This is a genomic window from Streptomyces sp. NPDC048636 (assembly GCF_040650655.1).
GTDB lineage: Bacteria > Actinomycetota > Actinomycetes > Streptomycetales > Streptomycetaceae > Streptomyces.
Genome location: NZ_JBEZHR010000002.1, coordinates 813541 through 840114, shown reverse-complemented (window position 1 = coordinate 840114; position 26574 = coordinate 813541). Strand labels below are relative to the sequence as shown.

At 72.0% G+C, this 26574-nt stretch carries 28 protein-coding genes; 7 read left to right on the top strand and 21 right to left on the bottom strand.

Going from position 1 to position 26574, the window contains the following annotated elements; translation table 11 throughout:
- Window positions 1–190: 190 nt before the first annotated feature.
- The 6 genes from trpC to hisI form a co-directional block, all read right to left on the bottom strand.
- A complete protein-coding gene (gene trpC / locus AB0C66_RS09615) occupies window positions 191–1000 on the bottom strand; it encodes an indole-3-glycerol phosphate synthase TrpC (protein WP_362435067.1) in 810 nt (269 codons plus the stop codon).
- A 157-nt stretch (window positions 1001–1157) separates the two neighbouring features.
- A complete protein-coding gene (locus AB0C66_RS09610) occupies window positions 1158–1586 on the bottom strand; it encodes a DUF2752 domain-containing protein (protein WP_362435629.1) in 429 nt (142 codons plus the stop codon).
- 189 nt (window positions 1587–1775) lie between these two features.
- On the bottom strand, window positions 1776–2027 hold the full coding sequence (locus tag AB0C66_RS09605; protein WP_362435065.1) for an HGxxPAAW family protein: 252 nt from the start codon (window positions 2025–2027) through the stop codon (window positions 1776–1778).
- Window positions 2028–2170: 143 nt separating this feature from the next.
- On the bottom strand, window positions 2171–2839 hold the full coding sequence (locus AB0C66_RS09600) for a TIGR02234 family membrane protein (RefSeq protein WP_362435062.1): 669 nt from the start codon (window positions 2837–2839) through the stop codon (window positions 2171–2173).
- A 163-nt stretch (window positions 2840–3002) separates the two neighbouring features.
- Window positions 3003–4514 (bottom strand): anthranilate synthase component I, encoded by a 1512-nt coding sequence (locus AB0C66_RS09595; RefSeq protein WP_362435060.1) that lies wholly within the window; start codon window positions 4512–4514, stop codon window positions 3003–3005.
- Between the two features lie 36 nt (window positions 4515–4550).
- The gene (hisI, locus tag AB0C66_RS09590; RefSeq protein WP_362435058.1) at window positions 4551–4916 is read right to left on the bottom strand and encodes a phosphoribosyl-AMP cyclohydrolase; all 366 of its coding nucleotides are present in this window, start codon (window positions 4914–4916) and stop codon (window positions 4551–4553) included.
- Window positions 4917–5125: 209 nt separating this feature from the next.
- Between hisI and AB0C66_RS09585 the strand changes: the two genes are divergently transcribed.
- The 3 genes from AB0C66_RS09585 (at window position 5126) to AB0C66_RS09575 (ending at window position 7449) form a co-directional block, all read left to right on the top strand.
- Window positions 5126–6058 (top strand): hypothetical protein, encoded by a 933-nt coding sequence (locus tag AB0C66_RS09585; protein WP_362435056.1) that lies wholly within the window; start codon window positions 5126–5128, stop codon window positions 6056–6058.
- A gap of 78 nt (window positions 6059–6136) precedes the next feature.
- A complete protein-coding gene (locus AB0C66_RS09580; RefSeq protein WP_362435054.1) occupies window positions 6137–6769 on the top strand; it encodes a TIGR03085 family metal-binding protein in 633 nt (210 codons plus the stop codon).
- A 65-nt stretch (window positions 6770–6834) separates the two neighbouring features.
- Window positions 6835–7449 (top strand): class I SAM-dependent methyltransferase, encoded by a 615-nt coding sequence (locus tag AB0C66_RS09575; RefSeq protein ID WP_362435052.1) that lies wholly within the window; start codon window positions 6835–6837, stop codon window positions 7447–7449.
- 54 nt (window positions 7450–7503) lie between these two features.
- Here AB0C66_RS09575 and AB0C66_RS09570 read toward each other — a convergent pair whose 3' ends face one another.
- The 9 genes from AB0C66_RS09570 to hisD form a co-directional block, all read right to left on the bottom strand.
- Window positions 7504–8355, bottom strand: a complete 852-nt coding sequence (locus tag AB0C66_RS09570; RefSeq protein WP_362435050.1) for an endo alpha-1,4 polygalactosaminidase — start codon at window positions 8353–8355, stop codon at window positions 7504–7506.
- A gap of 214 nt (window positions 8356–8569) precedes the next feature.
- Window positions 8570–9358, bottom strand: a complete 789-nt coding sequence (gene hisF / locus AB0C66_RS09565; protein ID WP_362435047.1) for an imidazole glycerol phosphate synthase subunit HisF — start codon at window positions 9356–9358, stop codon at window positions 8570–8572.
- A complete protein-coding gene (locus tag AB0C66_RS09560; protein ID WP_362435044.1) occupies window positions 9355–9765 on the bottom strand; it encodes a Rid family hydrolase in 411 nt (136 codons plus the stop codon). Before AB0C66_RS09560 ends, hisF begins: the two co-directional genes overlap by 4 nt.
- Window positions 9762–10493, bottom strand: a complete 732-nt coding sequence (priA, locus tag AB0C66_RS09555; protein WP_362435041.1) for a bifunctional 1-(5-phosphoribosyl)-5-((5-phosphoribosylamino)methylideneamino)imidazole-4-carboxamide isomerase/phosphoribosylanthranilate isomerase PriA — start codon at window positions 10491–10493, stop codon at window positions 9762–9764. Before priA ends, AB0C66_RS09560 begins: the two co-directional genes overlap by 4 nt.
- A gap of 41 nt (window positions 10494–10534) precedes the next feature.
- Window positions 10535–11176, bottom strand: a complete 642-nt coding sequence (hisH, locus tag AB0C66_RS09550) for an imidazole glycerol phosphate synthase subunit HisH (RefSeq protein WP_362435038.1) — start codon at window positions 11174–11176, stop codon at window positions 10535–10537.
- A complete protein-coding gene (locus AB0C66_RS09545) occupies window positions 11173–11337 on the bottom strand; it encodes a hypothetical protein (protein ID WP_362435035.1) in 165 nt (54 codons plus the stop codon). The genes hisH and AB0C66_RS09545 overlap by 4 nt, the downstream gene beginning before the upstream one ends.
- Window positions 11334–11927 (bottom strand): imidazoleglycerol-phosphate dehydratase HisB, encoded by a 594-nt coding sequence (gene hisB / locus AB0C66_RS09540; protein WP_362435033.1) that lies wholly within the window; start codon window positions 11925–11927, stop codon window positions 11334–11336. Before hisB ends, AB0C66_RS09545 begins: the two co-directional genes overlap by 4 nt.
- Window positions 11924–13030 (bottom strand): histidinol-phosphate transaminase, encoded by a 1107-nt coding sequence (locus AB0C66_RS09535; protein ID WP_362435030.1) that lies wholly within the window; start codon window positions 13028–13030, stop codon window positions 11924–11926. The genes hisB and AB0C66_RS09535 overlap by 4 nt, the downstream gene beginning before the upstream one ends.
- A complete protein-coding gene (hisD, locus tag AB0C66_RS09530; protein ID WP_362435028.1) occupies window positions 13027–14352 on the bottom strand; it encodes a histidinol dehydrogenase in 1326 nt (441 codons plus the stop codon). Before hisD ends, AB0C66_RS09535 begins: the two co-directional genes overlap by 4 nt.
- 155 nt (window positions 14353–14507) lie before the next feature.
- On the opposite strand from hisD, the gene AB0C66_RS09525 reads away from it, so the two are divergent.
- From AB0C66_RS09525 to ybaK, 3 genes are read left to right on the top strand one after another with little or no spacing between them, the layout of a single operon-like run.
- Window positions 14508–16103 (top strand): oxidoreductase, encoded by a 1596-nt coding sequence (locus AB0C66_RS09525; protein WP_362435026.1) that lies wholly within the window; start codon window positions 14508–14510, stop codon window positions 16101–16103.
- Between the two features lie 34 nt (window positions 16104–16137).
- Window positions 16138–16878 (top strand): LON peptidase substrate-binding domain-containing protein, encoded by a 741-nt coding sequence (locus tag AB0C66_RS09520; protein WP_362435023.1) that lies wholly within the window; start codon window positions 16138–16140, stop codon window positions 16876–16878.
- Window positions 16879–16889: 11 nt separating this feature from the next.
- Window positions 16890–17393, top strand: coding sequence for a Cys-tRNA(Pro) deacylase (gene ybaK / locus AB0C66_RS09515; RefSeq protein ID WP_362435021.1), 504 nt, complete (start codon window positions 16890–16892; stop codon window positions 17391–17393).
- A 14-nt stretch (window positions 17394–17407) separates the two neighbouring features.
- On the opposite strand, the gene AB0C66_RS09510 is transcribed toward ybaK, so the two are convergent.
- The 5 genes from AB0C66_RS09510 to AB0C66_RS09490 all read right to left on the bottom strand — a co-directional run bounded on the left by AB0C66_RS09510 (window position 17408) and on the right by AB0C66_RS09490 (window position 22451).
- On the bottom strand, window positions 17408–18079 hold the full coding sequence (locus AB0C66_RS09510) for an ABC transporter permease (RefSeq protein ID WP_362435019.1): 672 nt from the start codon (window positions 18077–18079) through the stop codon (window positions 17408–17410).
- 59 nt (window positions 18080–18138) lie between these two features.
- A complete protein-coding gene (locus AB0C66_RS09505) occupies window positions 18139–18987 on the bottom strand; it encodes an ABC transporter permease (RefSeq protein ID WP_362435017.1) in 849 nt (282 codons plus the stop codon).
- 88 nt (window positions 18988–19075) lie between these two features.
- The gene (locus AB0C66_RS09500) at window positions 19076–20098 is read right to left on the bottom strand and encodes an ABC transporter ATP-binding protein (protein ID WP_362435015.1); all 1023 of its coding nucleotides are present in this window, start codon (window positions 20096–20098) and stop codon (window positions 19076–19078) included.
- Between the two features lie 97 nt (window positions 20099–20195).
- Window positions 20196–20990: an IPT/TIG domain-containing protein gene (locus tag AB0C66_RS09495; protein WP_362435012.1), complete on the bottom strand. Its 795-nt coding sequence runs from the start codon at window positions 20988–20990 to the stop codon at window positions 20196–20198.
- Window positions 20991–21140: 150 nt separating this feature from the next.
- Complete coding sequence (locus AB0C66_RS09490) at window positions 21141–22451, bottom strand: NYN domain-containing protein (RefSeq protein ID WP_362435010.1); 1311 nt, start codon at window positions 22449–22451, stop codon at window positions 21141–21143.
- Between the two features lie 287 nt (window positions 22452–22738).
- On the opposite strand from AB0C66_RS09490, the gene AB0C66_RS09485 reads away from it, so the two are divergent.
- Window positions 22739–22921 carry a hypothetical protein gene (locus AB0C66_RS09485; protein ID WP_362435008.1) on the top strand — a complete coding sequence of 61 codons (183 nt, stop codon included), beginning with the start codon at window positions 22739–22741 and terminating at the stop codon, window positions 22919–22921.
- A 71-nt stretch (window positions 22922–22992) separates the two neighbouring features.
- Here the strand turns inward: AB0C66_RS09485 and dnaE are convergent, their stop codons facing one another.
- Complete coding sequence (gene dnaE / locus AB0C66_RS09480) at window positions 22993–26538, bottom strand: DNA polymerase III subunit alpha (protein WP_362435006.1); 3546 nt, start codon at window positions 26536–26538, stop codon at window positions 22993–22995.
- Window positions 26539–26574 lie beyond the last annotated feature (36 nt).

Here is a 26574-nt window from a genome sequence, read left to right as displayed (position 1 = left end):
CACGGTACGGCCTACGGCATCTCCGCCGGTGTCAGCGGCGCGCCGCGTGCCGCCATCGGCGCCCGTTGATCTGTCCCGGTTCGCATCCGATGTGGTAGCGCACGCGCCGCCCCCGCACCCGCCGTGCGGGCGCGCGGCAGCCCCGGGGACGGCACCCCCGGGCCAAGCGTGCGTATGTCTCCATGATCCGTCAGTCCCGCCCGTGCCGCAGCGCCGGATGGGCTCCGGCCGCCACCAGATCGGCGACGGCGCCCTTGGGGTCGCGCCCGGTCACCAGGGACTCGCCGACCAGCACGGCGTCCGCGCCGTCGTTGGCGTAGGCGATCAGGTCATGCGGGCCGCGCACCCCGGACTCGGCGATCTTCACGATGTTGTCGGGGATCTCCGGTGCGATCCGGGCGAAGTTGCCGCGGTCCACCTCGAGGGTCTTCAGGTTGCGCGCGTTGACGCCGATGAGCTTCGCCCCGGCGTCCACGGCCCGCGCGACCTCCTCCTCGTCGTGCACCTCGACCAGCGGGGTCAGTCCGATCGACTCGGCCCGCTCGATGAGCGAGACCAGGGCCTCCTGGTCCAGTGCGGCGACGATCAGCAGCACCACGTCGGCGCCGTACGCCCGCGCCTCCCACAGCTGGTAGGAGGTGACGATGAAGTCCTTACGGAGCACCGGGATGTCGACCCTGGCGCGCACGGCCTCCAGGTCGGCCAGCGATCCGCCGAAACGGCGCTGCTCGGTCAGCACGCTGATGAGGGCGGCGCCGCCCGCCTCGTAGTCGGCGGCGAGCCCGGCGGGGTCGGCGATCGCGGCGAGCGCGCCCTTGGACGGGCTGGACCGCTTGACCTCGCAGATCACCTTGACGCTGTCGCCCTTGAGGGCCGCGACACCGTCCTTGGCCGGGTGCGCCTTGGCCGCCCGCTCCTTGAGCTCGTCGAGGGTGACGCGCGCCTGCCGCTCCGCGAGGTCGGCACGGACTCCGTCGATGATCTCGTCGAGCACACTCACGCGAGCGGCCCCCTTCCCGGGTGGGCATGAAGCGGATGGTCGGCGCCGGTGGGGCGGAAAACCGCTGCACCAGGCACTGCGATGGTAGCTGTCAATGGCCTCAGGTCTCGCATCCGGTTGACGCCGAGTCCCACCACATGGACATACACCACATCGGTCATGGGGTGAGCAGTCCCCCGAACGGGAAGTTCCGGACGATCGTGAAGATCACCACGAGTCCGAGGAACGACCGGACCTGCCAGCCGCGCGGGGTGTACGGCCGTCCCCGCGCCAGGGCCGGGAACCGGCCTCCGGCGACGGACCGCCCCGCGGTCACGGACCGTGCGCACCACAGCAGCCAGCCCACGGCGAGCAGGGCGTAGCAGAGGACCGCGAGGGCGTTGTCGCGCAGTGCGGCGGGCAGATCGCCGTGGGCGAGGGCATGGGCCCCGCGCAAGCCCCCGCAGGCCGGGCAGTACAGCCCGGTGAGCCGCAGCAGCGGGCAGACCGGATAGTGGCCCGGCTGATGGGGGTCGACGGCGCCGACGTAGCCGAAGGCGGCGACGGTGCCCGCGAGCGCCCCGAGGGGCGCCAGCAGCCGCCGCACCGCGCCGTACGGGGCGGTGGACGGGACCGGATCCGGGGCGGCCGGCGAGGAAGCGCTCACACGCCGAGTGTGCGCCCGGATCGACGAAGGCGCAGCTCAGGGCCGTCTGCCTGGCGCCGTACGGGTCACGGCCATGGATCGGCCACCGCAGGCGTCGGACCGGGCCCCGGGCCGCGCCCGGTGTCTCGCCTACTGCTGGGTCTGCGCCTCGGGGCGGGGCTGCGGGGTGGGCCGCGGGTGGGTCTGCGCCTTCGGCATGCCGAGTCCGGCCGCGCGCATCGCCATGCCGACCACACCACCGAGCGCGATGATGACGATGCCCGCCCAGAAGCCGAGCGGGTTGGCCAGCACGGTGAAGGCACCGGAGACACAGAAGCCGATGAAGGTGATGGTGACACCGGTCCAGGCGGCCGGGGTGTGTCCGTGGTTATGACCCGCCATGAATACTCCTCGTAGCTGTACTGCGCCTGGTCCGGGCGCCCGGGGCGAACGCTCCCACGCCATTGTCCCCGACGCGCGGAGTTCCCTTGAGCGGGGGTGCCGCTGGACCTCCCCGGCGGGCACCCGCGCCGACGCGCCCGGGGTTACGCCCCCTGCTGGGCCGTCGGGTCCTCGCCCCGGTCCAGGGCCTTCCACAGCTCCTCGGGGCGGTCCGGATCGGGGGCGGGGCGGGCGCCGCGGCGGGCCCGGGTGCGCCCCTCGGTGCCGGAACGCTCGTACCGCCCGGACATCGCGGGCCAGTGGCGGCCGTAGCCGAGCGCGAGCAGCCCCGCGAGCAGCAGCAGCGCCCCGCCCGCCAGCGCCACCCAGGGCCAGGGGGTGTACGCCACGTCGTGGATGGCGCTGTCGGTGAAGCCGGTCGCCTTGGACGCCTTCTCCTCCAGCGCCGCCTTGTCGGACGCGCCGAGCGCCGAGGCGACGACGATGCCCGCGCCGGTGAGCGCGAGCAGCCCGGAGACGACGACCCGGCCGACCCGGCGCACGGCGAAGACGGCGACCAGCGCGGCGAGCCCGACGACCGCGAGCGCGCCCGGCAGCCCGGTGATGTCCTCACCGTTCGCCCGCTGGGGCAGGGTGCCCTGGGCGACCGAGGCGGTGCCCTCGGCCCAGGTGCGGCTGGTGGCCAGCAGAACGAGTGCGGCACCGAGCGCCCCGGCGAGCAGGGCGACGGCAAGGCTGATCCGGCGGCCGCGCGCGGCGCGGGCGGAGGGCTCGTTCTCGGCCCGGGGCTGGGGTTCGGCTGCTGCACTCACGCGTACCACTATCCCCCACGGCGCGCGGAGCCCGGATCCCGGGGATACGGGATGACCCGTTCCGCGCCGGTACGCCCCGTCACGACCAGGGAATCACCCGGGGCGCGCGGGCCCCGCCGAGCGACGCACGGTCCGCGCCGATCGACGTCCGGGCCCGCTCCGATCAGTGGTGGAGGCGGTTGGCCGAGTGGACCGCCCGCAGCACCGCCGCCGCCTTGTTCTGGCACTCCGCGTCCTCGGCGGCCGGTTCGGAGTCGGCCACCACGCCCGCGCCCGCCTGGACGTAGGCGGTGCCGTCGCGCAGCAGGGCGGTCCGGATGGCGATGGCGGTGTCGGAGTCGCCCGCGAAGTCGAGATAGCCGACACAGCCGCCGTACAGCCCCCGGCGGCTGGGCTCCAGCTCCTCGATGATCTGGAGGGCGCGCGGTTTGGGGGCGCCGGAGAGGGTGCCCGCCGGGAAGCACGCGGTGAGCACGTCGAAGGCGGTGCGGCCGTCGGCGAGGGTGCCGGTGACCGTGGAGACGATGTGCATCACATGGCTGTAGCGCTCGATCGACATGAAGTCGACGACCTCGACGCTGCCGGGTTCGCACACCCGGCCCAGATCGTTGCGGCCGAGGTCGACCAGCATCAGGTGCTCGGCCCGCTCCTTGGGGTCGGCGAGCAGCTCCTCGGCGAGCGCCGCGTCCTCCTGCGGGGTGGCGCCACGGGGGCGGGTCCCGGCGATGGGGTGCACCATCGCCCGCCCGTCCTCCACCTTGACCAGCGCCTCCGGGCTGGAGCCCACCACATCGAAGCCCTCGAACCGGAACAGGTACATATAGGGGCTCGGGTTGGTGGCCCGCAGCACCCGGTAGACGTCGAGGGCGGAGGCCGTACAGGGCGTCTCGAACCGCTGCGAGGGCACGACCTGGAACGCCTCGCCCGCGCGGATGCGCTCCTTGATGTCGTCGACCGCCGCCCTATAGTCCTCGCCACCCCACAGCGCGGTGTACACGGGGAGTTCGGAGGCGGGCAGCGCGGTGGGGTCGGTGGCCGTCGGGCGGGCCAGGTCGGCGGCCATCGCGTCGAGCCGCGCCACGGCGTCCGCGTACGCCTCGTCGACCCCGGTGTCGAGATCATTGTGGTTGATCGCGTTGGCGATCAGCAGCACGGTGCCGTCCCAGTGGTCGAGCACCGCCAGGTCCGAGGTGAGCAGCATGGTCAGCTCGGGCAGCCGCAGATCGTCGCGGCCGTGCTCGCCGACCTTCTCCAGACGGCGGACGATGTCGTAGCCGAGGTAGCCGACCATCCCGCCGGTGAACGGCGGGAGATGGACCAGACCGCCGAGGTCACGGGGGGTGTGCAGGGCCTCGACCGTGGCGCGCAGCGCCCGCAGCGGATCGCCTTCGGTGGGGACGCCGACGGGCGGGGTGCCCAGCCAGTGGGTGCGGCCGTCGCGCTCGGTGAGGGTGGCGGCGCTGCGGACGCCGATGAAGGAGTAGCGGGACCAGGAGCGGCCGTTCTCGGCGGACTCGAGGAGGAAGGTGCCGGGGCGCTCGGCGGCCAGTTTGCGGTAGAGGCCCACCGGTGTGTCACCGTCCGCCAGCAGCTTGCGGGTGACGGGGATGACGCGGCGGTCGGCCGCCAGCTTGCGGAAGGTCTCGAGATCCATGGTGGCAGCGTCCTGGGTCATGGCTGAGGAGCCTAGTGGGGCCGGGCCGGGGCCCGGCTACTGGCCGAGCGGGAGGACGTCGGCGTCGAAGCAGGTGCGGTCGCCGGTGTGGCAGGCGGCCCCGACCTGGTCGACCTTGACGAGGATGGTGTCCGCGTCGCAGTCGAGGGCGACGGACTTGACCAGCTGGACATGGCCGGAGGTGTCGCCCTTGACCCAGTACTCCCGGCGGCTGCGGCTCCAGTAGGTGCAGCGGCCGGTGGTGAGGGTGCGGTGCAGCGCCTCGTCGTCCATCCAGCCGAGCATCAGCACCTCGCCGGTGTCGTACTGCTGGGCGATGGCGGGCACGAGCCCGTCGGCGCCGCGCTTGAGGCGGGCGGCGACGGCCGGGTCGAGGGCGGAGGGGCGGTCGGAACCGGTCATGTGACCATTCTGCACGGCCGGGCGGGTGGTCCCGCGAACGGTCTCATGTGGTGATCAGCCGACGGCCGGCCCAGGGGACGGTACGGACGGCGGGCGGGGCGGCCCCGAGGACCGGCGCGAGCGTGCGGCTCCCCGGTGCGGCGGTGAGCATGGCCGGTATCACCGGGGCCGATGGCCGGAATGTCGGCGGGATGGGGCATGCTTCGGACATGACGTTTCCGCCGCCGAACGACGCCAACCGGCCTGGAAACGGCGGGGGGTTCGGTCCGCCGCCGCAGCAGGACCCGCAGCAGCAGCCACAGCCGCCTCAGCAGCAGCCGCAGGGCTTCGGCCCGCCGCCGCCCCCGCCCCCGTCCGGCCCGGCGGCGCAGCCCGCGCTGCCGCCCGGCGGCGGCTTCGGCGCGTTCGGCCCGCCGCAGTCCGGTGGCCCGCTGCCCGGCGGCTTCCCGCCTTCCCCGCCGCCTCCGCCGTCGCGCGGCGGCGGCAGGGTCACGGCGATCGTGGTCGCATCGGTGGTGGCCATAGCGGTGGTCGTCGGCGCGATAGCCCTCGGCTCCCAGGGCGACGACGACGGTGACCGGGCGGCGGCCGACGAGACGCCGTCCGCCTCGGCCTCCCGGAGCGCCACGGCGACCCCGTCCGCCCCCTCCGCCTCGCCCTCCGGCCCCTCGGGTTCGGAGGACCCGGGCCAGGGCGCGCCGTTCGACGATGTGCCCAAGGGCGACCCGGACTCCGGGACCTCCCCGGAAGCCTCCGAGTCCGCCGAGCCCGGGGCGCGGGTGCCGTATGTGGCCCTCAAGCCCGGCACCTGTTTCGACCACCCGGCCATGGACAGCAGTGTCAGCAAGATCGAGAAGCGCTCCTGCTCGGGCGGGCACGACGGCGAGGTGATCGCCAATGAGACGCTGACCGGTGACTTCTCCTCCGAGAAGGCGATCCAGCAGAAGGCCCTCGCGCTCTGCGCGGTGGATGCCAAGAAGCGGCTGCGGAAGATCCCCAACGACGGGCGGAATTACTACTACTACGCGCTCTACCCGGCGCTGGGCACCTATTCCGTCCAGGGCGAGGACACGGTCTCCTGTGCGCTGACGCTCAGCTCGGGCCTGGACGGCACCAAGCTGCACAAGCCGCTTCCGAAGTAGCCCCGGCGCCCGCGCGTCCGGCGCGCCGGTCGGCCGTTGGCGTGGCGGCGCCCGGACGGCGGTCGTAGGGTGGGCGTTATGTCCACTCACGCGAAGCGCGAACGTCTGCTCCTCGCCGACCTCTTGGAGAGCGCGGGCCCCGACGCCCCGACGCTGTGCGAGGGCTGGACCACCCGCGATCTGGCGGCCCATCTGGTGGTCCGCGAGCGCCGCGCGGACGCGGCCGGGGGCCTGGTGATCAAGCCACTGGCCGCACGGCTGGCCCGGGTGCAGGCCGAGTTCGCCGCCAAGCCGTACGAGGAGCTGCTCCAGCTCTTCCGCGCCGGTCCGCCGCGGATGTCGCCGTTCGCCCTCAAGCAGGTGGACGAGGCGGCCAACAGCCTCGAGTTCTTTGTGCACGCCGAGGACATCCGCCGGGCCCGGCCGGACTGGGCGCCGCGCGAGGTGGACCCGGTCTTCGCCAATGTGCTCTGGTCCCGTATCGAGCGCGCCGCCCGGGTGTTCGGCCGCAGGTCCCCGGTGGGCCTGGTGCTGCGCCGCCCCGACGGCCGCACGGCGGTGGCGCACCGCGGCACCCCGGTGGCCACGGTCACCGGCGAACCGGGTGAGCTGGCGCTGTTCCTCCACGGCCGCCAGGACGCGGCGCGGGTCGAGCTCGACGGCGACAAGGCGGCCGTGGAGACGGCACGGTCCGCCCCGCTCGGTATCTGAGCGGGTGCGCTCGTCGGCTCCCGCCCGAGGGGCGGCGGGCCCCGGGCGCCGCATAGGGTGACGCGATGTCGCGGAGCTACTGGAACCACAACGTTCACTACCACCCGCTGGTGCTCGGCGCCGTCCCGGACGGCTGCGGCGCGGCCCTGGACGTCGGCTGCGGTGACGGTCTGCTGGTGCGCGAACTGGCCGCCCGCGCGGCCACGGTGACGGGTGTGGACCGCTCCGCCGAGATGATCCGCACGGCCCGCGAGGCCGATCCGCCGGGCACCCCGCCCCGGGTGACCTATCTCGAGGCGGACTTCCTCGACGCCGCCCGGGGCCGGCTGCCCGCGGGCGGCTACGACTTCATCAGCGCCGTCGCGGTCGTCCACCACCTGGACTTCGCGGAGACGCTGCGCGCCATGGCGGGGCTGCTGGCGCCGGGCGGACGGCTGACCGTCGTCGGCCTGGCCACCAATCGCACCCCGCTGGACTGGATCATCAGCGGCGCCGGAGTCCCGGCCGCCGCGATCCTCCACCGGCGCCACGGCGGGGTGCGCGATCCCGCCGGTATGCCGGTCCGGATGCCCGCGATGAGCTGGGGGCAGGTCCGCCGGGAGGCCCGCCGGCTGCTCCCCGGCTGCCGCTTCCGGCGCCACCTCCTGTGGCGCTATTCGCTGCTGTGGGACAAGCCCTGATCGTGCCCCCGCGCCCCGCCCTCGGCCCGGGCCCGGACGGTCGGTTCCGGGCGGTCAGCTCCGGCAGGTCTCGCGCAGGTGGTCGCCGTCGCCCCGCGGGGTGACATCGAGGTCCCGGCGTACGATGCTCAGCCGGTCGCCCCACTCGGCGCAGCCCTTGGCGAGCCCCTTGGCGGTGTACTCGACCACGACCACATGACGGCCGAAGGCGTCCACATAGCCGCCGCATTCGTCATAGGCGCCGCACTCCTCGGCCACGGCGAAATCCAGCCCCGTCCGCCCACGGCTGTCCGCGAGTTCCACGGTGTTCTTCTGGCCGATGGCCAGGCCCCGGGAGTGTGCGTGCGCGGACAGCAGGGTGATGAACGCCTTGGCGTCGGCCGCCGACAGCCTGCCGCCGGAGCGGGTGTAGCTGTCGTAGTTGTCCGGCTCCACGGCGTCGTAGCCCTTGTCGGCGCAGCCGTCGATCCACCCGTCGACCCGGTCCGCGATCCGCTCGCGCTTGGCGGGTGTGCCGATGTCCAGCAGCGGTTCGTCCCAGTCCTTGTCGAGGACGACCTTCCCGCCGTCATCGCGCAGCAGCAGATCGGCGGGCCACCGCTCGCGCTCCTCCGGCTGGGACTGGAAAGCGTTGACGTAGCAGATGTTGTACAGCCCGTCCGCGGGCTCGGCCTTACGGTCGCGGCTGACGATCCGGACACCCTTCGCAGGGGGGTACGCACCGCCCAACTGGTAGTCGAATCCGGCGTGGACGGGCGGCAGCGTCACCGAGGAACGGCCCTCGCGCCCGGACTCGGAGGGCTTGGCGGACTCCGTGGACCCGGAGGACGACGTACAGCCGGTCAGGGCGAGCAGGACGGCGGCCGCGACGGCGGCGGACCGTACGGCGGGGCGGCTGGCGGGCATGGCGCGGTGCTCCAGCGTTCGCGGGTAGCGGCCCCGCCTCGGACCCGTCGGGGCGGATCCTGGCGACTGGGGCCGGGCTGGGGAGCGGATCCCGTACCGGCTGGGCGCACCTCTGGGCTCCGGGCGGTCTCCCCGGGCCGACTGCCGCGATCCAAGCGCTCCCGGGAACACGGCGTCAAGTCCGCCCGGTCGCCCCGGGGCCACCGGCGGGTGGTCAGCGCACCGGGTGCCCCGCCGCCCGCAGTTCGTCCTTCACCTGGCTGATCCGCAGATCGCCGAAGTGGAAGACCGACGCGGCCAGTACCGCGTCCGCGCCCGCGGCGACGGCCGGGGGGAAGTGGGCGAGCGTACCCGCGCCACCGCTGGCGATGACGGGGAGGGTGACGTGTTTGCGGACGGCTTCGATCATGGCGGTGTCGTAGCCGTCCTTGGTGCCGTCCGCGTCCATGGAGTTGAGCAGGATCTCGCCCGCGCCCAGTTCGGCCGCGCGGTGGGCCCATTCGACGGCGTCGATACCGGTTCCGCGGCGGCCGCCGTGGGTGGTGACCTCATAGCCGGACGCGGTGACCGCGGCCGGTTCGCCGTCGGCGGCGGGGGCACAGCGGCGGGCGTCGACCGAGAGGACCAGGACCTGGCTGCCGAAGCGCTCGGCGATCTCCCGGATCAGCTCGGGGCGGGCGATGGCGGCGGTGTTGACGCCGACCTTGTCCGCTCCGGCCCGCAGCAGCTTGTCGACGTCCTCGGTGGTGCGGACGCCGCCGCCGACGGTGAGCGGGATGAAGACCTGTTCGGCGGTGCGGCGGACGACGTCGTAGGTGGTCTCGCGGTTGCCGGAGGAGGCGGTGATGTCGAGGAAGGTCAGCTCGTCCGCGCCCTCCTCGCCGTAGACCTTGGCCATCTCGACCGGATCGCCCGCGTCGCGCAGGTTCTGGAAGTTGACCCCCTTGACGACCCGGCCGTTGTCGACGTCCAGGCAGGGGATGACTCGGACCGCGAGGGTCATGTCTTTCGGGCTCCTCGGAATGCTTCCAGTTCGACTTCGACCAGGACCCGCGAGTCGACGAAGCCGGAGACCACGACGAGGGTCGCGGCCGGGCGCACGGCGTCGAAGAGCTCCTTGTGGGCGCGGCCCACCTCGTCCACGTCACGGGCGTGGGTGAGGTACATCCGGGTGCGGATCACGGATTCGACGCCCAGCTCGAACCTGGCCAGCGCGTCCAGGGCATGGCGGAAGGCGGCGAGCGTCTGCTGGTACGGATCGCCCTCGCCCTCCAGGACGCCGCGGTCGGCCAGCGGCATCGTCCCGGCGACGACCACCAGGTCACCGGCCTCGACGGCCCGTGCGAAGCCGATGGACTCCTCCCACGGACTGTCGGTCTGGACCCGTCGTGCGATCTCGGGTGAGGTCATGCGGATACCGCCTCCAACGCCTCTTCCAGGGTGAACGCCTTGGCGTAGAGCGCCTTCCCGACGATGGCGCCTTCGACGCCTTCCGGTACCAGAGTCGCAAGGGCGCGCAGGTCATCGAGGGAGGAAACGCCGCCGGAGGCGACGACCGGCTTGGGCGTGGCGGCGCAGACATTGCGCAGCAGCTCCAGGTTGGGGCCCTGGAGGGTGCCGTCCTTGGCGATGTCGGTGACGACGTAGCGGGCGCAGCCCTCGGAGTCCAGCCGGGCCAGGGTCTCGTACAGATCGCCGCCGTCGCGGGTCCAGCCGCGGCCGCGCAGGGTGGTGCCGCGCACATCGAGGCCGACCGCGATGCGGTCGCCGTGCTCGGCGATGACCTTGGCGACCCACTCGGGGGTCTCCAGCGCGGCGGTGCCCAGGTTGACCCGGGTGCAGCCGGTGGCGAGGGCGGCGGCCAGCGAGGCGTCGTCGCGGATACCGCCGGACAGCTCGACCTTCAGCTCCATGGCGGCGGCGACCTCGGCGATCCGCGCGCGGTTGTCGCCGGTGCCGAAGGCGGCGTCGAGGTCGACCAGATGCAGCCACTCGGCGCCCGCCGCCTGCCAGGCGAGGGCCGCCTCCAGCGGGTCGCCGTACGACGTCTCGGAGCCGGACTCGCCGTGCACGAGACGGACGGCCTGACCGTCCCGGACATCGACGGCGGGGAGGAGTTCGAGGCGGTGCGTTGGCATGCGGGGAACCTTACGGTGAGTGCTGGGCTGGTGCGGGCCGGTCAGAGCGTGTCGAGCCAGTTGCGGAGCAGCCGCGCCCCCGCGTCGCCCGACTTCTCGGGGTGGAACTGGGTGGCCCACAGCGGGCCGTTCTCCACGGCGGCGACGAACGGCTCGCCGTGGGTGGTCCACGCGACCTTGGGGGCGGGCATGGCCGGGTTGGCCACCTCCAGCTCCCAGGTGCGGACCGCGTAGGAGTGGACGAAGTAGAACCGCTCGCCCTCGTCCACGCCGTCGAACAGCCGGGAGTCGGCGGGGGCCTTGACCGTGTTCCAGCCCATGTGGGGGACGACGGGGGCGCGCAGCTGCTCGACGGTGCCGGGCCACTCGTCCAGGCCCCCGGCCTCGACACCGTGCTCGATACCGCGCCCGAACAGGACCTGCATCCCGACGCAGACGCCCATCACCGGACGGCCGCCGGAGAGACGGCGGCCCACGATCCAGTCGCCGCGGGCCTCGCGCAGCCCCTTCATACAGGCGGCGAAGGCGCCGACACCGGGGACCAGCAGACCGTCGGCGGTCATGGCCCGGTCGTAGTCACCGGTGATCTCGACCTCGGCGCCGACATGGGCGAGGGCGCGCTCGGCGGAGCGGACGTTGCCGAAGCCGTAGTCGAAGACGACGACCTTCGGGGACGTGCTCAATTCCAGACCTCCAGCCGCATGACGCCCGCCACCAGGGCCATCGAGGCGCCCAGACCGAGCAGCACGATCACGCCCTTGGGCAGCCCCTGCTTCACGAAGGAGAACACCCCGCCCAGCAGGAAGAGTCCCAGGACGATGAATGCGGTCGCCGTCCCGTTCACAGCGCGCCCTTCGTCGAGGGGAGAATCCCGGCGGCCCGCGGATCGCGCTCACTGGCGTAGCGCAGGGCCCGTGCCAGGGCCTTGAACTGGCACTCCACGATGTGGTGGGCATTGCGCCCGTACGGCACGTGGACATGCAGGGCGATCTGCGCCTGCGCCACGAACGACTCCAGTATGTGCCGCGTCATCGTGGTGTCGTAGGTGCCGATCATCGGCGCGATGTTCTCCGGCTCGGTGTGCACCAGGTAGGGGCGGCCGGAGAGGTCGACGGTCACCTGGGCCAGCGACTCGTCGAGCGGCACCGTGCAGTTGCCGAAGCGGTAGAGGCCCACCTTGTCGCCGAGCGCCTGCTTGAACGCGGCGCCGAGCGCGAGGGCGGTGTCCTCGATGGTGTGGTGGGTGTCGATGTGCAGGTCGCCCTCGGTCTTGACGGTGAGGTCGAAGAGGCCGTGGCGGCCCAGCTGGTCGAGCATATGGTCGTAGAAGCCGACACCGGTCGCCACATCGACCTGTCCGGTGCCGTCGAGATCGATCTCGACGACGACCGAGGTCTCCTTGGTGGTGCGCTCCACGCGTCCCACGCGGGTCATGCGCTCGTCTCCTTCATCAGCTCGCGTACCGCGTCGAGGAACGCGTCGTTCTCGGTGGGGGTGCCCGCGGTGACCCGCAGCCACCCCGGTACGCCGTTGTCACGGACCAGCACACCCCGGTCCAGCAGGCCCTGCCACGCCGCGTGGGCGTCCTCGAAGCGGCCGAACTGGACGAAGTTGGCGTCGGAGTCGGTCACCTGGCAGCCGATGCTGCGCAACTCGGCGACCAGCCGGTCGCGCTCGGCCTTGAGCGCCTCGACGTACCCCAGCAGCGTATCGGTGTGCTCCAGGGCGGCCAGCGCGGTGGCCTGGGTGACGGCGGACAGGTGGTAGGGCAGCCGGACCAGCTGGACGGCGTCCACCACGGCCGGGTGCGCGGCGAGATAGCCGAGCCGCAGCCCGGCGGCGCCGAACGCCTTGGACATGGTCCGGGAGAGGACCAGCCGCGGACGGCCCTCGATCAGCGGCAGCAGCGAGGGGTGGTGGCTGAACTCCCCGTACGCCTCGTCGACCACGACGATCGAATCCCCGGCGGCCTGTGCCGCCTCGTACAGCGCGAGCACCGTGTCCGCGGCGACGGCCGTCCCGGTGGGGTTGTTGGGGGAGGTGATGAACACGACATGCGGCCGGTGCTCGGCGATGGCCGCGCGGGCGGCGTCCACATCGATGGTGAAGTCCGCGCTCCGCGGACCGGAGATCCAGCCGGTGCCGGTGGAGCGGGAGATCAGCGCGTGCATCGAGTACGAGGGCTCGAAGCCGATCGCGGTGCGCCCGGGACCGCCGAAGGTCTGGAGCAGCTGCTGGAGCACCTCGTTGGACCCGTTGGCCGCCCAGACGCCCGCCGTCCCGACCTGGTGGCCGGTGGTGCGGCTGAGATAGCGGGCCAGCTCGGTGCGGAGCTCGACCGCGTCCCGGTCCGGGTAGCGGTTGAGTCCGCGGGCCGCCTCGGCGACCCGCTCGGCGATCCGGGCCACCAGGGGCTCGGGCAGCGGATACGGATTCTCGTTGGTGTTCAGCCGTACGGGGACATCGAGCTGGGGAGCGCCGTACGGGGACTTGCCACGGAGCTCTTCCCGGATCGGAAGATCGTCAATGTCGGTCACTTGCTCGGTGGCACCTTCCAGTCGAACCTTGCCTTCACCGCGGCGCCGTGGGCGGGCAGGTCCTCCGCCTCGGCGAGCGTCACCACATGGCCCGCGACCTCGGCCAGCGCCTCCCGGCTGTAGTCCACCACATGGATACCGCGCAGGAAGGACTGCACGGACAGACCGGAGGAGTGGCAGGCGCAGCCGCCGGTGGGCAGCACATGGTTGGAGCCCGCGGCGTAGTCACCGAGGGAGACGGGGGCGTAGGCCCCCACGAAGACCGCCCCGGCGTTCCGCACCCGGGCGGCGACCGCGGCCGCGTCCTCGGTCTGGATCTCCAGGTGCTCGGCGGCGTACGCGTCCACCACGGCCAGGCCCTGGTCGACGCCGTCGACCAGCACGATGCCGGACTGGCGGCCGGTGAGCGCCGGACGGATGCGGTCCTCGACGTGCTTGGTGGCGGCGAGCTGGGCCTCGAGCTCCTTCTCGACCGCGGTGGCCAGTTCGTCGGAGTCGGTGACCAGCACCGAGGCGGCCAGCGGGTCGTGCTCGGCCTGGCTGATCAGGTCCGCGGCGACATGCACCGGATCGGCGGTGGCGTCGGCGAGGATGGCGATCTCGGTGGGCCCGGCCTCGGCGTCGATCCCGATCCGGCCCTTGAGCAGACGCTTGGCGGCGGCGACCCAGATGTTTCCGGGCCCGGTCACCATCGCGACCGGGCGGCACTCCTCGGTGCCGTACGCGAACATGGCCACCGCCTGGGCGCCCCCGGCCGCGTAGACCTCGTCGACGCCCAGCAGGGCGCAGGCCGCCAGGACGGTGGGGTGCGGCAGCCCGCCGAACTCGCTCTGCGGCGGGGAGGCGACGGCCATCGAGCCGACCCCGGCCTCCTGCGCGGGCACCACGTTCATCACGACGGAGGAGGGGTAGACCGAGCGGCCGCCGGGCACGTACAGCCCGACCCGCTCGACCGGCACCCAGCGCTCGGTGACCGTGCCGCCGGGCACGACCTGCGTGGTGTGGTCCTCGCGCCGCTGGGCGCGGTGGACCAGCCGGGCCCGCCGGATCGACTCCTCCAGGGCGGCCCGCACCGCCGGGTCCAGCTCGGCGAGGGCGCGCTGGAGGGCCTCGGCGGGCACCCGCACCCGCTCGAGGGTGACGCCGTCGAACCGCCGCGCGTAGTCGATCAGCGCCGCGGTGCCGCGATGCCGTACGTCCTCGCAGATCGGGCGCACCTTCTCCAGGGCGGCCTCGACATCGAGCTCGGCACGGGGCAGCAGGTCACGGTCGATGCCGCCCTCGGGAAGGGCGGCGCCGCGCAGATCGATACGGGAGATCACGCGATCAATTGTCTCAGACGCGATACGGCCGCCCGTCCCCCGTATCAGCCAGTGATACGGACCCCCTAAGTTGACCCTGACCGTTGGCGTTCAACCGGTTACTCAGCGGGAATGTGGTCCGTACGGGGATACGGAGAACAGGAGGGGACACGGCTGTGACCGAGCCGCACGATGGCGATCCGCCCCCGGGCCTCGATCTGACCACCGCCGAATGGGGCATGTGGCAGGCCTTCCGCAACGGCAGCACCCACGATCTGCGCACCTCCCATCCCCAGCGGAACGATCCGTCCGGCCCGTACGCCTGGGGCCCCGAGCGCAGTGTGCGGGCGCGGGTGGTGGCGCTGCTGCTGCTGAACGGGCCGCCCGCCCAGCCGGGCCGGGTCGCGGCGCTCAAGCTGAACGGGGTGCATATCACCGGCACCCTGGATCTGGCCGGTGGCGTCATCACCCCGTACGTCGAGCTGAAGAACTGCCGCTTCGAGCGGGAGGTGCTGCTCCCGGAGTCGCATTTCGCCACGCTGCGCCTGGTGGGCTGTGCGCTCCCCCGGCTGGAGGCGGCCCGGCTGCGCACCGAGGGCGATCTGCATCTGCCCCGGTGTGTGGTGGAGCACGGGATCCGGCTCACCGACGCCCATATCGGTACGGATTTACTGCTCAACCAGCTCATCGTGCGCCGGGACCGCCGGGGCATGTCGATCAGCGCCGACGGGCTGACCGTCGCCCAGGACTTCCAGGCCGACATGATCGAGTCGTATGGCGAGCTGAGTCTGCGCGGGGCGCAGGTGGGCGTATCGCTCAGTCTGCGCGGCTCCCGGCTGCGCAATCCGTACGGGCGGCGGGCGCTGAACGCACCGCAGCTGACCGTCGAGCGGAGTCTGTATCTGACCGGCGGCGGGATAAGCACCTACGCCCCCGGCTCCACCCCGCCGTACAGCACCACCGACACCCCGACCCGCGGCACCCGGATCCAGCGCTTCGAATGCGAGGGCGGTATACGCCTGGACGACGGGCGGATAGGTGACGCCATCGACTTCGACCAGGCCCGCTTCATCATGGAGAACGACCAGGAGCTGTCGCTGCGCCGGGTCCAGACGCCCGAGCTGCGGTTCATCGGGGAGCGTCCACAGCGCGGCCGGGTGATCCTCTCCGGCGCCCGGGTGGTGAACCTCGTCGACAAGTCGGTGAGCTGGCCGGGGCCCGGCGGGCTGACCATGGCGGGCTTCTCGTACGAGTGCCTGATCCCGCGCGGCCACTTCCCGCTGGCCCGGCGGCTGGAGTGGGTGGCCGCCGCGACCCCGGAGTACGCGCCCGAGCCGTACGAGATGCTGGCCAACTCGCTGCGGGCCAGCGGTGAGGACGCGGACGCGCGGGAGGTGCTGCTCGCCAAGCAGCGGCGCCGCCGGGAAACGCTGCCGCTGGCCGGGAAGATGTGGGGCTACCTCCAGGACTGGACGGTGGCCTACGGCTATCGCCCCGGCCGGGCGGCGGTGTGGATGGCGGTGCTGTGGGCGGTGGGTTCGGTGTTCTTCGCCCACAACCGCCCCGAGGCGCTGAACCCGGAGGAATCCCCCCACTGGAACGCCTCGCTGTACACGCTCGATCTGCTGATCCCGGTGGTCAACCTGGGCCAGGACGGCTATTGGAAACCCGGCGGGGCGCTCCAATGGGCGTCCATCGTGATGATCCTGCTGGGCTGGGTGCTGGCGACCACGGTCGCCGCGGGCGCCTCCCGGCTACTGCGCCGCCAGTGAAGCGGGACGCGCGGGGCCATTAGGCTTACGCCCCGTGACCTCCGCGCGCCTTCCGCTCTTCCCGCTGAACACGGTGCTGTTCCCGGGGCTCGTCATGCCCCTGAACGTCTTCGAGCAGCGGTACCGCTCCCTGATGCGCGATCTGTCGGCGCTCGCCGAGGACGCGCCGCGCCGGTTCGGGGTGATCGCGATCCGGGACGGCCATGAGGTGGCCCCCAGCGCCCTCGGGCTCCCGGAGGCCGTCACCCTGCCCGACCGCGGCCCCGCGGCGGGGTTCGGGCCCGACCCGGCGAAGTCGTTCTACCCGGTCGGCTGTATCGCGGACGCGGCCACCATCCGGGAGCAGGAGGACGGCACCTTCGAGGTGCTGGCCACCGGCACCACCCGGTTCGAACTGCTCTCGGTGGACTCCTCCGGCCCGTATCTGACCGCCGAGATCAACGAGCTGGAGGAGGAGCAGGGCGACGGCGCCGGGGCGCTGGCCTCCGGGGTGGTGCGGGCGTTCCGCACCTATCAGAAGCGGCTGGCGGGGGCGCGGGAGCGCACCCTGTCCACCGAACAGGACCTGCCGGGCGAACCGTCCGTCCTCTCCTACCTGGTGGCGGCCGCCGCGGTGCTCGACACCCCGTCCAAACAGCGGCTGCTCCAGGCGCCGGACACGGCGAGCCGGCTGGCCGAGGAGCTGAAACTCCTTCGCGCCGAGAGCGCGGTCATCGGTAAGCTCCCGTCGCTCCCCGCCGTCGATCTGACCCGCCGCCCGACCAGCCCCAACTGAGGCGCGAAAGCATGGCCAAGAAATCCAGGAAGAACTCCGCCGGGACCCCGGCCACGACCGCGCTCACCGCGGCGGGCACCCCGTTCACCCTGCACTCCTACACCCATGACCCGGCGGCGCCGTCCTACGGCGAAGAGGCCGCGCGGGCGCTGGGGGTGGAGCCGGGCCGGGTGTTCAAAACCCTTGTCGCCAGCGTGGACGACCGGCTGACCGTGGCGATCGTGCCGGTCTCCGCGTCGCTGGACCTCAAGGCCCTCGCGGCGGCGGTCGGCGGCAAGCGCGCGGCGATGGCGGACCCCGCGGCGGCCGAGCGCACCACGGGCTACGTCCGCGGCGGTATCTCCCCGCTGGGCCAGCGCAAACGGCTGCCCACGGCCCTGGACGCCTCGGCGGCCGGATACGAGACGGTGTGCGTCTCGGCGGGCCGTCGCGGTCTCGAGGTCGAGCTGTCCCCCACGGATCTGGCCGCGCTCACCGAGGCCGTAGTGGCCCCGATCGCGCGTCACGAGGGGTGAGGGGAAGCCCGGTGTCAGGCGGGGGTGAGGCCCGAGTCCGGCAGCGGGGGCTCGGGGTCACGCGGGCCGAACAGACCGGTGAGCGCGAGATGCACCACCATCGCCGCGACCGACCAGGCCAGCAGCGCGCCCTTGGCGCGTAGCTTCAGCGGTCCGTCGAAGGCGACACCCTTGCCGACCTCCTTGGCGTGGGCCGCGATATCCGCGCTGGGGCCCAGCCAGACGCCCAGCCGCCAGGCGATCACCGAGGCGATGACCCCGCCCACGGCCAGTCCGATGACCAGCGCGATCCCGCCGTGCCGGAAGAACAGGAAGACCACGACCGCCGATACGGCGCCGAAGGCCAGACCGAGCAGCGCGAACATCCCGTCCGCGCCGATGGCGTCCTCCGCCTCGGAGTTCTTCAGATAGACGGCGTTGTCCCCGGCCCAGATCAGCGGGACCCGAGGGGCGAGCCACAGCCACAGCAGCCCCAGCAGCACCCCCGACACCGCCACCGCGATGGCCACCAGCGACGCCTGCACCAGCTCCGCCCGCAGTTCGGGTCCCGGCTCGGAGTACTCGCCCTGCTCGGTGTATTCCGGATGTTCGGGGTGTTCGGGGTGGTGCGGTTGTCCTGAGTGAGGCGCCTCGGCGGACTCGTCGTGCGGCGAGGGCTGATCTTGTGGCGTCAACGGTGCGGTCACCCCGTCATCGTGCCAGGCGGACGGCGTACTTCGGTCAGCGGGAGGTCCGCTGCGGCGCGTCACCGCACGGCCGCCCGCCGGTAGGCCCAGGTGGCGGCGGCGAGCGACACCACGGCCACCCCGGCGCACACCCCGAGGTCGGTACAGACGGCGAGCCAGTCGGGCCGCGCGTCGAAGGACCGCGCCAGGGCCTCCACACCGTACGTCGACGGCAGCAGATCACGCGCGTACGACACCACCTCCGGCATCCGCTCGGCGGGCAGCACCCCCAGCAGCAGCGCGGCCGACATCCCCAACTGCCCGCAGAGGGTGGCCAGTTCCTGGCGCGGGGCGAGCAGCCCGAGGGCCGCGCCGAGTCCGGCGAGGGCGGCGCCGGAGAGCGGGATCACCGCGGCGAGGATCCATAGATGCGCCATCGGGAGCTGGAAGAGCGCGCTGCCGACGACGGCGGTGACCGCCGTTCCGGGCACGGTGAACGAGGCGTACGCGGCGGCCGCGCCGAGCACCACCGCGGACGGCGGGACCGGCAGGGTCGCGTAGTGGTCGAGTCCGCCGCTCGCCCGTAGCTGCCCGAAGTACTGGGCCAGCAGATTGAGCGCCACGAACGCCACGACCAGCACACTGGACCCGGCGACCACGGAGCGGGCCTCCGCCCCGCCGTCCACCACCCCGCGCATCAGGACCATGATCCCGACGGACTGGAAGGTGGCCACGAACAGCAGTGGGATCCGGGCCACCCGGGCCCGGCTGAGCTGGGCCCGGTAGACCGCGACGAGGGCGGGGAAGAGCCGCGCGCCGGCCGCCAGCGGGGCGGGCGCGTCGGCCGCACCGGCCGGCGCGGCGGCCTTCGCCGGGGCGCTTCCCCCGGTGATGCCGGACGGCATGGCCTGCGCGGGCACGACACTCACGTTGTGCTGCTCCTCTTCGCCTACGACTTCGCCTACGACGGCTTCGGCCGCTTCACGGACTTCACTACGGACACGGTCACGGATGCGTTCACGCCTTCACCAGTCCCTGCGTCCCCTCCGCACGGCCGCCCAGCGCGAGGTACACATCCTCCAGGCTGGGGGTGGCGAGAGTGAAATCGTCCAGTGCCGCGAAGGCGGGGCCTCCGGTCACGGTGGCGATGGCGGCGCGCGCCTCGTCCGGGGCGAGCCGCAGCGTCCAGCGGCGCCCGGAGACGGAATGGGCGGCGTCCCGCAGCGCGGCGATCCCGGGGACGTCCAGCGGCGGCTCGGCGCGCCACACCAGCTCCACCCGGACCTCTTGGGCGACCCTCGCCTTCAGCCCGGCGGGGGTGTCGCAGGCGATCACCCGGCCGCGGTCCAGCACGGCGACCCGGTCGAGCACGGTCTCGGCCTCGATGACGTTGTGGGTGACGAGCAGCACCGTGACGCCGCGCTCGGCACGCCGCCGGTCCACCGCCGCCCACACCGCCCGGCGGGCGACCGGGTCCATACCGGTGGTGGGCTCGTCCAGCACCAGCAGCGGCCGCTCGCCGACCAGCGCGGCGGCGACACAGGCCAGCCGCCGCTGACCGCCGGAGAGCTTCTTCAGCGGCCGTCCGGACAGCTCGCGGAGGTCCAGCTCGTCGATCACGGCGTCCCGCTCGGCGCGGGCCGCACGGGCGTCGAGGCCGCGCAGCCGCGCCGTGGTCTCCGTGGCGAGGGCGACGGTCAGCTCGTCCAGTGCGCTGGAGTCCTGGCCCAGGTAGCCCAGCAGCCGGGCGGCGCGCTCGGGGTGGCGGACCAGATCGTGGCCGAGCACCCGGACGGTGCCCTCGTCGGGCCTCAGCAGTCCGGTGAGCTGGCGCACCAGGGTGGACTTCCCGGCACCGTTGGGTCCGAGCAGCCCGAAGACCTCACCGCGCGCCACATCCAGGTCGATGCCGTCGCTGGCGCGTACGGCGGGGGTGGCGGGTCTCCCGCGGCGTGCGCGCACGGCGGGATAGGTCTTGACCAGGCCGCGCACGGTGCACACCACATCGCCACCCGTCGCCTGTTTCGCGCCCGTCCTCACGAGCTATGAGGGTACGCGCCCAAACACCCGCTCCCGTCCTCGGGTCCCTCGCGGGCGGTCCGGGCGGCCCGCGCCGGGACCCCGGGGTCACCCGCCCTCAGAGGATGATGGTGACGGAGGGTGGTGTGGCGGTGTCCGTACCGCCGGGGGTGGTGACGAGGATCTGGTAGGTGCCCAGCGACAAGGAGGGGACGACGGCGAGGAGCTGGGTCGCGGAGATATTGCTGAAGAGGGTGGGGGTCTGGGTGACCCCGTTGGTGAAGACCACCGAGGTGGTGTCGGCCAGGCAGGTGCCGGTGATGGTCACGTTCCGCCCCAGCACCTGGAGCGCCGGGGTGGCCGAGACCGCGTCGGGCACGTCGTGGTACGTGTACTGGCCGCCGTCGGACGGGGTGCTGGTGCCGCCCAGCGAGGTGACGGTCACATCGACGGTGTCGGTGCAGCCGGCGATGGGGGTGGCGTGGGCGGGGGCGGTGACGGTGAGCGCGGTGTCCGTCGGGGGCGGGAAGGTACCGGTGGCGGCGCCCACCGCGCCGAAGGTGACCCCGGTCGCGGTCAGGAAGCCCTCGCCGATCAGGGTGACCGAGGTGGCCGCTGCCGGTCCTGAGCTGCTGCTCAGCCCGGTGACGACCGGCACCGGCACCAGGAAGAACGGCAGCGCGTTGCTGGTGGAGTTGGCCGCGGTGACGCTGACCGGATGCTGTCCCGCGCACAGCGCCGGGACGATGGCGGTGACCGTGCCGGGGGCCACGCTCGACGGGGCGACCGCCGCGCGGCCGATGTTCACCCGGGTGGTGCCGCCGAGACCGGAACCGGTGAGGACCAGGGTGTCCCCGGCCTTGCCCCGGTCCGTGCCGGTTGCCGCGTCGACCAGTGAGGTGAGAGTCGCCATGACCGTCCTCCGTGGTGTGCCCGCTGGGCCACCGCGCCGGCCGGGCGGTGAGGCCGATTAAAGCAATCGGGTGAACCATGGCGGCAGGCGTACGGAAGGACGACCGGGAGGAGACGGACGTCCCGGGGCGCGGGGCCGCTCCCCGTCGCTCTAATCGGGCGCCGGAGTGTGTTCCGCCGCCGTACGGACATCGATCTCGCGCCAGAACCCGGCCCGGATCGCATAGCGGTCGTGCTCGTCGATCTGGTCGTCCTTGTGGGCCAGCAGACCGAAGCGCGCGGCATACCGCAGCAGTTCGCCGTCGATGCGGTGCGGGATGCGCGGGTACTCGGTGGAGAGCTGCGGGAGGTGGCCGGGTTCGGAGAGCCGCTCGATCCACCGGCGGGCGAAGACCTGGCCGACCTCGAAGGGGTCGCCGCTGACCGTGGTGATGTCCTCCTCGCGATCGGCCCAGCGCTGCTCGGCGCTGGTGAGCTGGGCCAGCATCGGGAGGTTGGCGGTCTCCGGCGGCTCGCCCACCCCGGCGCTCGGCCCCCGGTCGATCCAGCCCTTGTCGGAGGACCAGCGCAGGGTGGCATTGGGGACGGGCTGCTGTGCGGCACCGCCGTGGGTCCGGCCCAGGCCCGCGAGGTCCTTGGGGGTGGGCACACCCGCCTTGGCGGCGTGCGTCGCCGCGTCGGCGGCCGCCCCGGATCCGGTGGCGCCCGCGCCCCCCGTGCCGTCCGCCGGACCGCGGGGGATGGCACCCGCGCCGGGCCGGGCGGTGCCGTTGCGGCCGGCGGGGGCGTCGGCGCCGCCGGACCCCGCTGCCGCCGCCGCGGCGGCGGCAGCGGCCGTCTCGGGCAGCGGGGCGGACAGGATGGCGGCGATCTCCGGGCGCGGCGCGGCGGTGGGGGCGCAAGGGCCGGGCGGCTCCTTGGCGCGGACCGCCCCGGTGATCCAGGCGCGGTCCAGCACCCGCCGCTCATCGGCCTCGGCGACCAGGTCCTCGGACTGGTTGTAGTCGCCGTCCGCGGCCTGGACCGCCCAGAGATGGACGGCGACCCCGTGCTCCTTGGCCGACATCAGCCCGGGCAGCAGATCGCCGTCCCCGGTGACCAGCACGATGTCCGAGCAGGCGCGGTTGCGGGCGAGTTCGGTGAGTTCGGCGTGCATGGCGGCGTCCACGCCCTTCTGTGCCCAGCGGCCGTCGCTGCGGGTCAGGGCACCGAGCCGGACGGTCACCCGGGGCATCACCCGCAGCCGCCGGTGCTCGGGCTGGGGCACCCGGTCGGGGGCGCCGTCGAACCAGTAGATACGCAGCAGGGGGCGCTCGGTCTCGGCCTCGGCGCGCTCCCGCAGGCCCTGGATGAGGGTCGCGTGGTCGACGGAGATACGGGACCGGGCGGGTTCCCCGGCCAGCAGGCTCGCGGCGGCGCCCAGCAGATAGCCGGCGTCCACCAGGACGACGCAGCGGTCCACGTTCCACCCTCTTTCAGACAGTCCAGTCCTCGGTCGCCCCCGTACACAGCCGTGCCCCGGAATTTCACTTGGCTTTCTCTCGAGTCTGCCCGACCTTGCGAGGGTTATCAGTCCGAACTGGATCACCGGCGTGGCGGATACGGCCTACCCGCGAAGACCCTCCTTCTCACTCACGGTAATTGCCCGAAATGCACCTGTAGCAGAGCCATGTCACTGTTCTTGCCGGAGGGCTTCCTCTCCGGAGGGCCCTGCACCGGGGGGCTGATCCCAACTGGAGGCACACCACCATGGGCAAGAACAAGAACCGCGATCGCAAGCAGCCGCAGGCGCGCCAGAACCGCGGCATGGACGAGCGCCCCGCCGAGCAGACGCAGGGGTCCTCGTCGGAGACGCAGTCCCAGGCGATGCGACCGGAGGGCGCCCCGGCGGCGGGCCGCAAGGACCGGCAGAAGAGTTTCGGCCATAACTGACCGCGGCCGGTGAGCGGTTGAGGGGCGCGCCCGGACCGGGCGCGCCCCTCATATGGGTACGGGGCCGGGCGTCACCCGGCCAGACAGGACGCTCCCAGCAGCACCTTGAGGTCGCCGAACAGCGCCGGATCCGCGGTGACCCGGTGCCGGTCGAGCCTCAGCACCGTGGTCTTACGGGCCCCTTGCAGCTTGATCCGCACCTCGGTGGAGCCGCGGTGGTGGCTGAGCACCTCACCCAGCTTCTCGACCAGCGGCGGGGTGACCTTGACCGTCGGAATGGTGATCGTGACCGGGGCGTTGGCCGAGGCCTCGGACAGATCGGGGACCATCAGCTCCATCGCGACCAGCCGCGGGACGTCCTCGCGCTTGTCCAGCCGGCCCTTGACGAAGACCACCGCGTCCTCGACCAGCTGGGTGGAGACCAGCTGGTAGGTGGCGGGGAAGAACATGCACTCGATGGAACCGGCCAGATCCTCCACGGTGGCGATGGCCCAGGCGTTGCCCTGCTTGGTCATCTTGCGCTGGAGACCGGAGATGATGCCGCCGATGGTGACGATCGCGCCGTCGGCGTGCTCACCGCCGGTGAGCTGGGCGATGGCGGCGTCCGCCTTCTCGTTGAGGACGTGCTCGATACCGAAGAGCGGATGGTCGGAGACATAGAGACCGAGCATCTCCCGCTCCTGGGCGAGCAGATAGGTCTTCTCCCACTCGATATCGGAGAACTCGACGTCCAGACCGAAGCCCGGGCCGCCGTCACCGCCGCTGTCGTCGCCCATACCGCCGAAGAGGTCGAACTGCCCCTCGGCCTCCTTGCGCTTCACCGCCACCACGTTGTCGATCATCGTCTCGTAGTGCGCGGTGAGCCCCTTGCGGGTGTGGCCCATCTCGTCGAAGGCGCCCGCCTTGATCAGCGATTCGGTGGTGCGCTTGTTGCAGACGACCGCCTCGACCTTGTCCAGGTAGTCGGGGAAGGTGCTGTACTTCCCCTTGGACTTGCGGCTGCGGATGATCGCTTCCACCACGTTCTGACCGACGTTCCGCACGGCGGTGAGGCCGAAGAGGATCACATCGTCGCCCTGCGCGGTGAAGTTGGCCTCGGACTCGTTCACATTGGGCGTGAGGACCTTGATGCCCATACGGCGGCACTCGTTGAGGTAGATCGCCGACTTGTCCTTGTCGTCGCGCACCGAGGTGAGCAGCGCCGCCATGTACTCGGCCGGGTAGTTGGCCTTGAGATAGGCGGTCCAGTAGGTGACCAGGCCGTACGCGGAGGAGTGCGCCTTGTTGAACGCGTATCCGGCGAACGGGACCAGTACGTCCCACACGGCCTGGATGGCCTCGTCGGAGTAGTTCCGGTCCCGCATGCCCTTCTGGAAGGGGACGAACTCCTTGTCGAGGACCTCCTGCTTCTTCTTGCCCATCGCCCGGCGCAGCAGGTCGGCCTGGCCCAGCGAATACCCCGCGAGCACCTGGGCGGCCTTCTGCACCTGCTCCTGGTAGACGATGAGGCCGTAGGTGATCCCGAGGACCTCCTTGAGCGGCTCCTCCAGCTCGGGGTGGATCGGGGTGATCTCCTGCTGGCCGTTCTTCCGCAGCGCGTAGTTGATATGCGAGTTCATGCCCATCGGGCCCGGCCGGTACAGGGCCGAGACGGCGGAAATGTCCTCGAAGTTGTCGGGCTTCATCATGCGCAGCAGGGAGCGCATGGGGCCGCCGTCGAACTGGAAGACGCCGAGGGTGTCACCGCGGCAGAGCAGTTCGAAGGTCTTGGGGTCGTCCAGGGTCAGGTCGAGCATCGTGAGATCGACGCCCTTGTTGGCCCGCACCATCTTCACGGCGTCGTCCATGATGGTGAGGTTCCGCAGGCCGAGAAAGTCCATCTTCAGCAGGCCGAGCGACTCACAGGTGGGGTAGTCCCACTGGGTCACGACCTGGCCGTCGTTCTTCGGTGAGAAGACCGGGACATGGTCGGTGACCGTCTCGCTCGACATGATCACGCCCGCGGCGTGCACGCCCATCTGGCGCACCAGGCCCTCGATACCGCGCGCGGTATCGATGACCTTCTTCACATCCGGCTCGTTCTCATACATCCCGCGCACCTCGCCCGCCTCGCTGTAGCGGGGGTGCTTCTCGTCGGTGATACCGGACAGCGGGATGCCCTTGCCGAGGACGTCGGCGGGCATGGCCTTGGTGATGCGGTCGCCCATCGCGTACGGATAGCCGAGCACCCGGGCCGAGTCCTTGATCGCGTTCTTGGCCTTGATGGTGCCGTAGGTGCCGATCTGGGCGACCTTGTCATGGCCGTACTTCTCGGTGACGTACCGGATGACCTCACCGCGCCTGCGCTCGTCGAAGTCGATGTCGACATCGGGCATGGAGACGCGCTCGGGGTTGAGGAACCGCTCGAAGATCAGCCCGTGCTCGACCGGGTCGAGGTCGGTGATGCCCATCGCGTACGAGACGATGGAACCCGCCGCGGAGCCGCGGCCGGGGCCGACCGCGATGCCGTTGTTCTTCGCCCACATGATGAAGTCGGCGACCACGAGGAAGTATCCCGGGAACCCCATCTGGATGATGACGTCCATCTCGTACTCGACGAGCTTCTGGCGGTCCTCGGGGACGCCACCGGGGAAGCGGCGGGCCATCCCCTTGCGGACCTCCTCCTGGAACCAGGTGACCTCGGTGAACCCCTCGGGGACGTCGAACCGCGGCATCAGGTCGCGCTTGTCGAACCAGCCGGTGGCATCGACCTGCTCGGCCACCAGGAGGGTGTTGCGGCAACCCTCCTGCCAGGCGTCCGAGGAGTCGATGGCGTACATCTCGTCGGTGGACTTCAGGTAGTAGCCGGTGCCGTCGAAGCGGAAGCGGTCGGGATCGGAGAGGTTCTTGCCGGTCTGGACGCACAGCAGGGCGTCATGGGCGGTGGACTCGCGGGAGTAGGTGTAGTGCGAGTCATTGGTGACCAGCGGGGGGATGCCCAGCTTCTTGCCGACCTCCAGCAGCCCGTCCCGGACCCGGCGCTCGATCTCGATGCCGTGGTCCATCAGCTCCAGGAAATAGCGGTCCTTGCCGAAGATGTCCTGGTACTCGGAGGCGGCCTTGACGGCCTCGTCGAACTGGCCGAGCCGCAGCCGGGTCTGGAGCTCGCCCGAGGGGCAGCCGGTGGAGGCGATCAGCCCCTCCGACCACTGGGCGATGGTCTCCTTGTCCATCCGGGGCCACTTGACGAAATAGCCCTCCATATAGGCGTCGGAGGAGAGCCGGAAGAGATTGTGCAGACCGGTCTTGTTCGCCGCCCAGATCGTCTTGTGGGTGTAACCACCGGAACCGGAGACGTCATCGCGCTTCTGGTGCGGCTGGCCCCACTGCACCCTCCGCTTGTAGCGGCGGGACTCCGGAGCCACATACGCCTCGATGCCGATGATCGGGGTGACCCCGGCGCCCGTCGCCTGCTGATAGAAGTCATACGCGCCATGGAGGTTGCCATGGTCGGTCATGGCGATATGGGTCATGCCCATCTCATTGCACGCGTTGAACATGTCCTTCAGCCGCGCGGCACCGTCCAGCAGCGAGTACTGGGTGTGAACGTGCAGGTGCGTGAAGGGCGGCTTGGTCACGGTGGCAGACCTCCGGAGAACGGTCGATGACGGCAG

Bases quoted from the DNA above. Each gene is read 5' to 3' on its own strand.
- hisB (WP_362435033.1), bottom strand. From the start codon at position 11,927: ATGACCCGCGTGGGACGCGTGGAGCGCACCACCAAGGAGACCTCGGTC.
- AB0C66_RS09570 (WP_362435050.1), bottom strand. From the start codon at position 8,355: ATGCCCGCCAGCCGCCCCGCCGTACGGTCCGCCGCCGTCGCGGCCGCC.
- AB0C66_RS09560 (WP_362435044.1), bottom strand. From the start codon at position 9,765: ATGACCTCACCCGAGATCGCACGACGGGTCCAGACCGACAGTCCGTGG.
- AB0C66_RS09575 (WP_362435052.1), top strand. From the start codon at position 6,835: ATGTCGCGGAGCTACTGGAACCACAACGTTCACTACCACCCGCTGGTG.
- priA (WP_362435041.1), bottom strand. From the start codon at position 10,493: ATGCCAACGCACCGCCTCGAACTCCTCCCCGCCGTCGATGTCCGGGAC.
- hisI (WP_362435058.1), bottom strand. From the start codon at position 4,916: ATGACCGGTTCCGACCGCCCCTCCGCCCTCGACCCGGCCGTCGCCGCC.
- hisF (WP_362435047.1), bottom strand. From the start codon at position 9,358: ATGACCCTCGCGGTCCGAGTCATCCCCTGCCTGGACGTCGACAACGGC.
- ybaK (WP_362435021.1), top strand. From the start codon at position 16,890: ATGGCCAAGAAATCCAGGAAGAACTCCGCCGGGACCCCGGCCACGACC.
- AB0C66_RS09495 (WP_362435012.1), bottom strand. From the start codon at position 20,990: ATGGCGACTCTCACCTCACTGGTCGACGCGGCAACCGGCACGGACCGG.
- AB0C66_RS09605 (WP_362435065.1), bottom strand. From the start codon at position 2,027: ATGGCGGGTCATAACCACGGACACACCCCGGCCGCCTGGACCGGTGTC.
- AB0C66_RS09485 (WP_362435008.1), top strand. From the start codon at position 22,739: ATGGGCAAGAACAAGAACCGCGATCGCAAGCAGCCGCAGGCGCGCCAG.
- AB0C66_RS09595 (WP_362435060.1), bottom strand. From the start codon at position 4,514: ATGACCCAGGACGCTGCCACCATGGATCTCGAGACCTTCCGCAAGCTG.
- AB0C66_RS09580 (WP_362435054.1), top strand. From the start codon at position 6,137: ATGTCCACTCACGCGAAGCGCGAACGTCTGCTCCTCGCCGACCTCTTG.
- AB0C66_RS09585 (WP_362435056.1), top strand. From the start codon at position 5,126: ATGACGTTTCCGCCGCCGAACGACGCCAACCGGCCTGGAAACGGCGGG.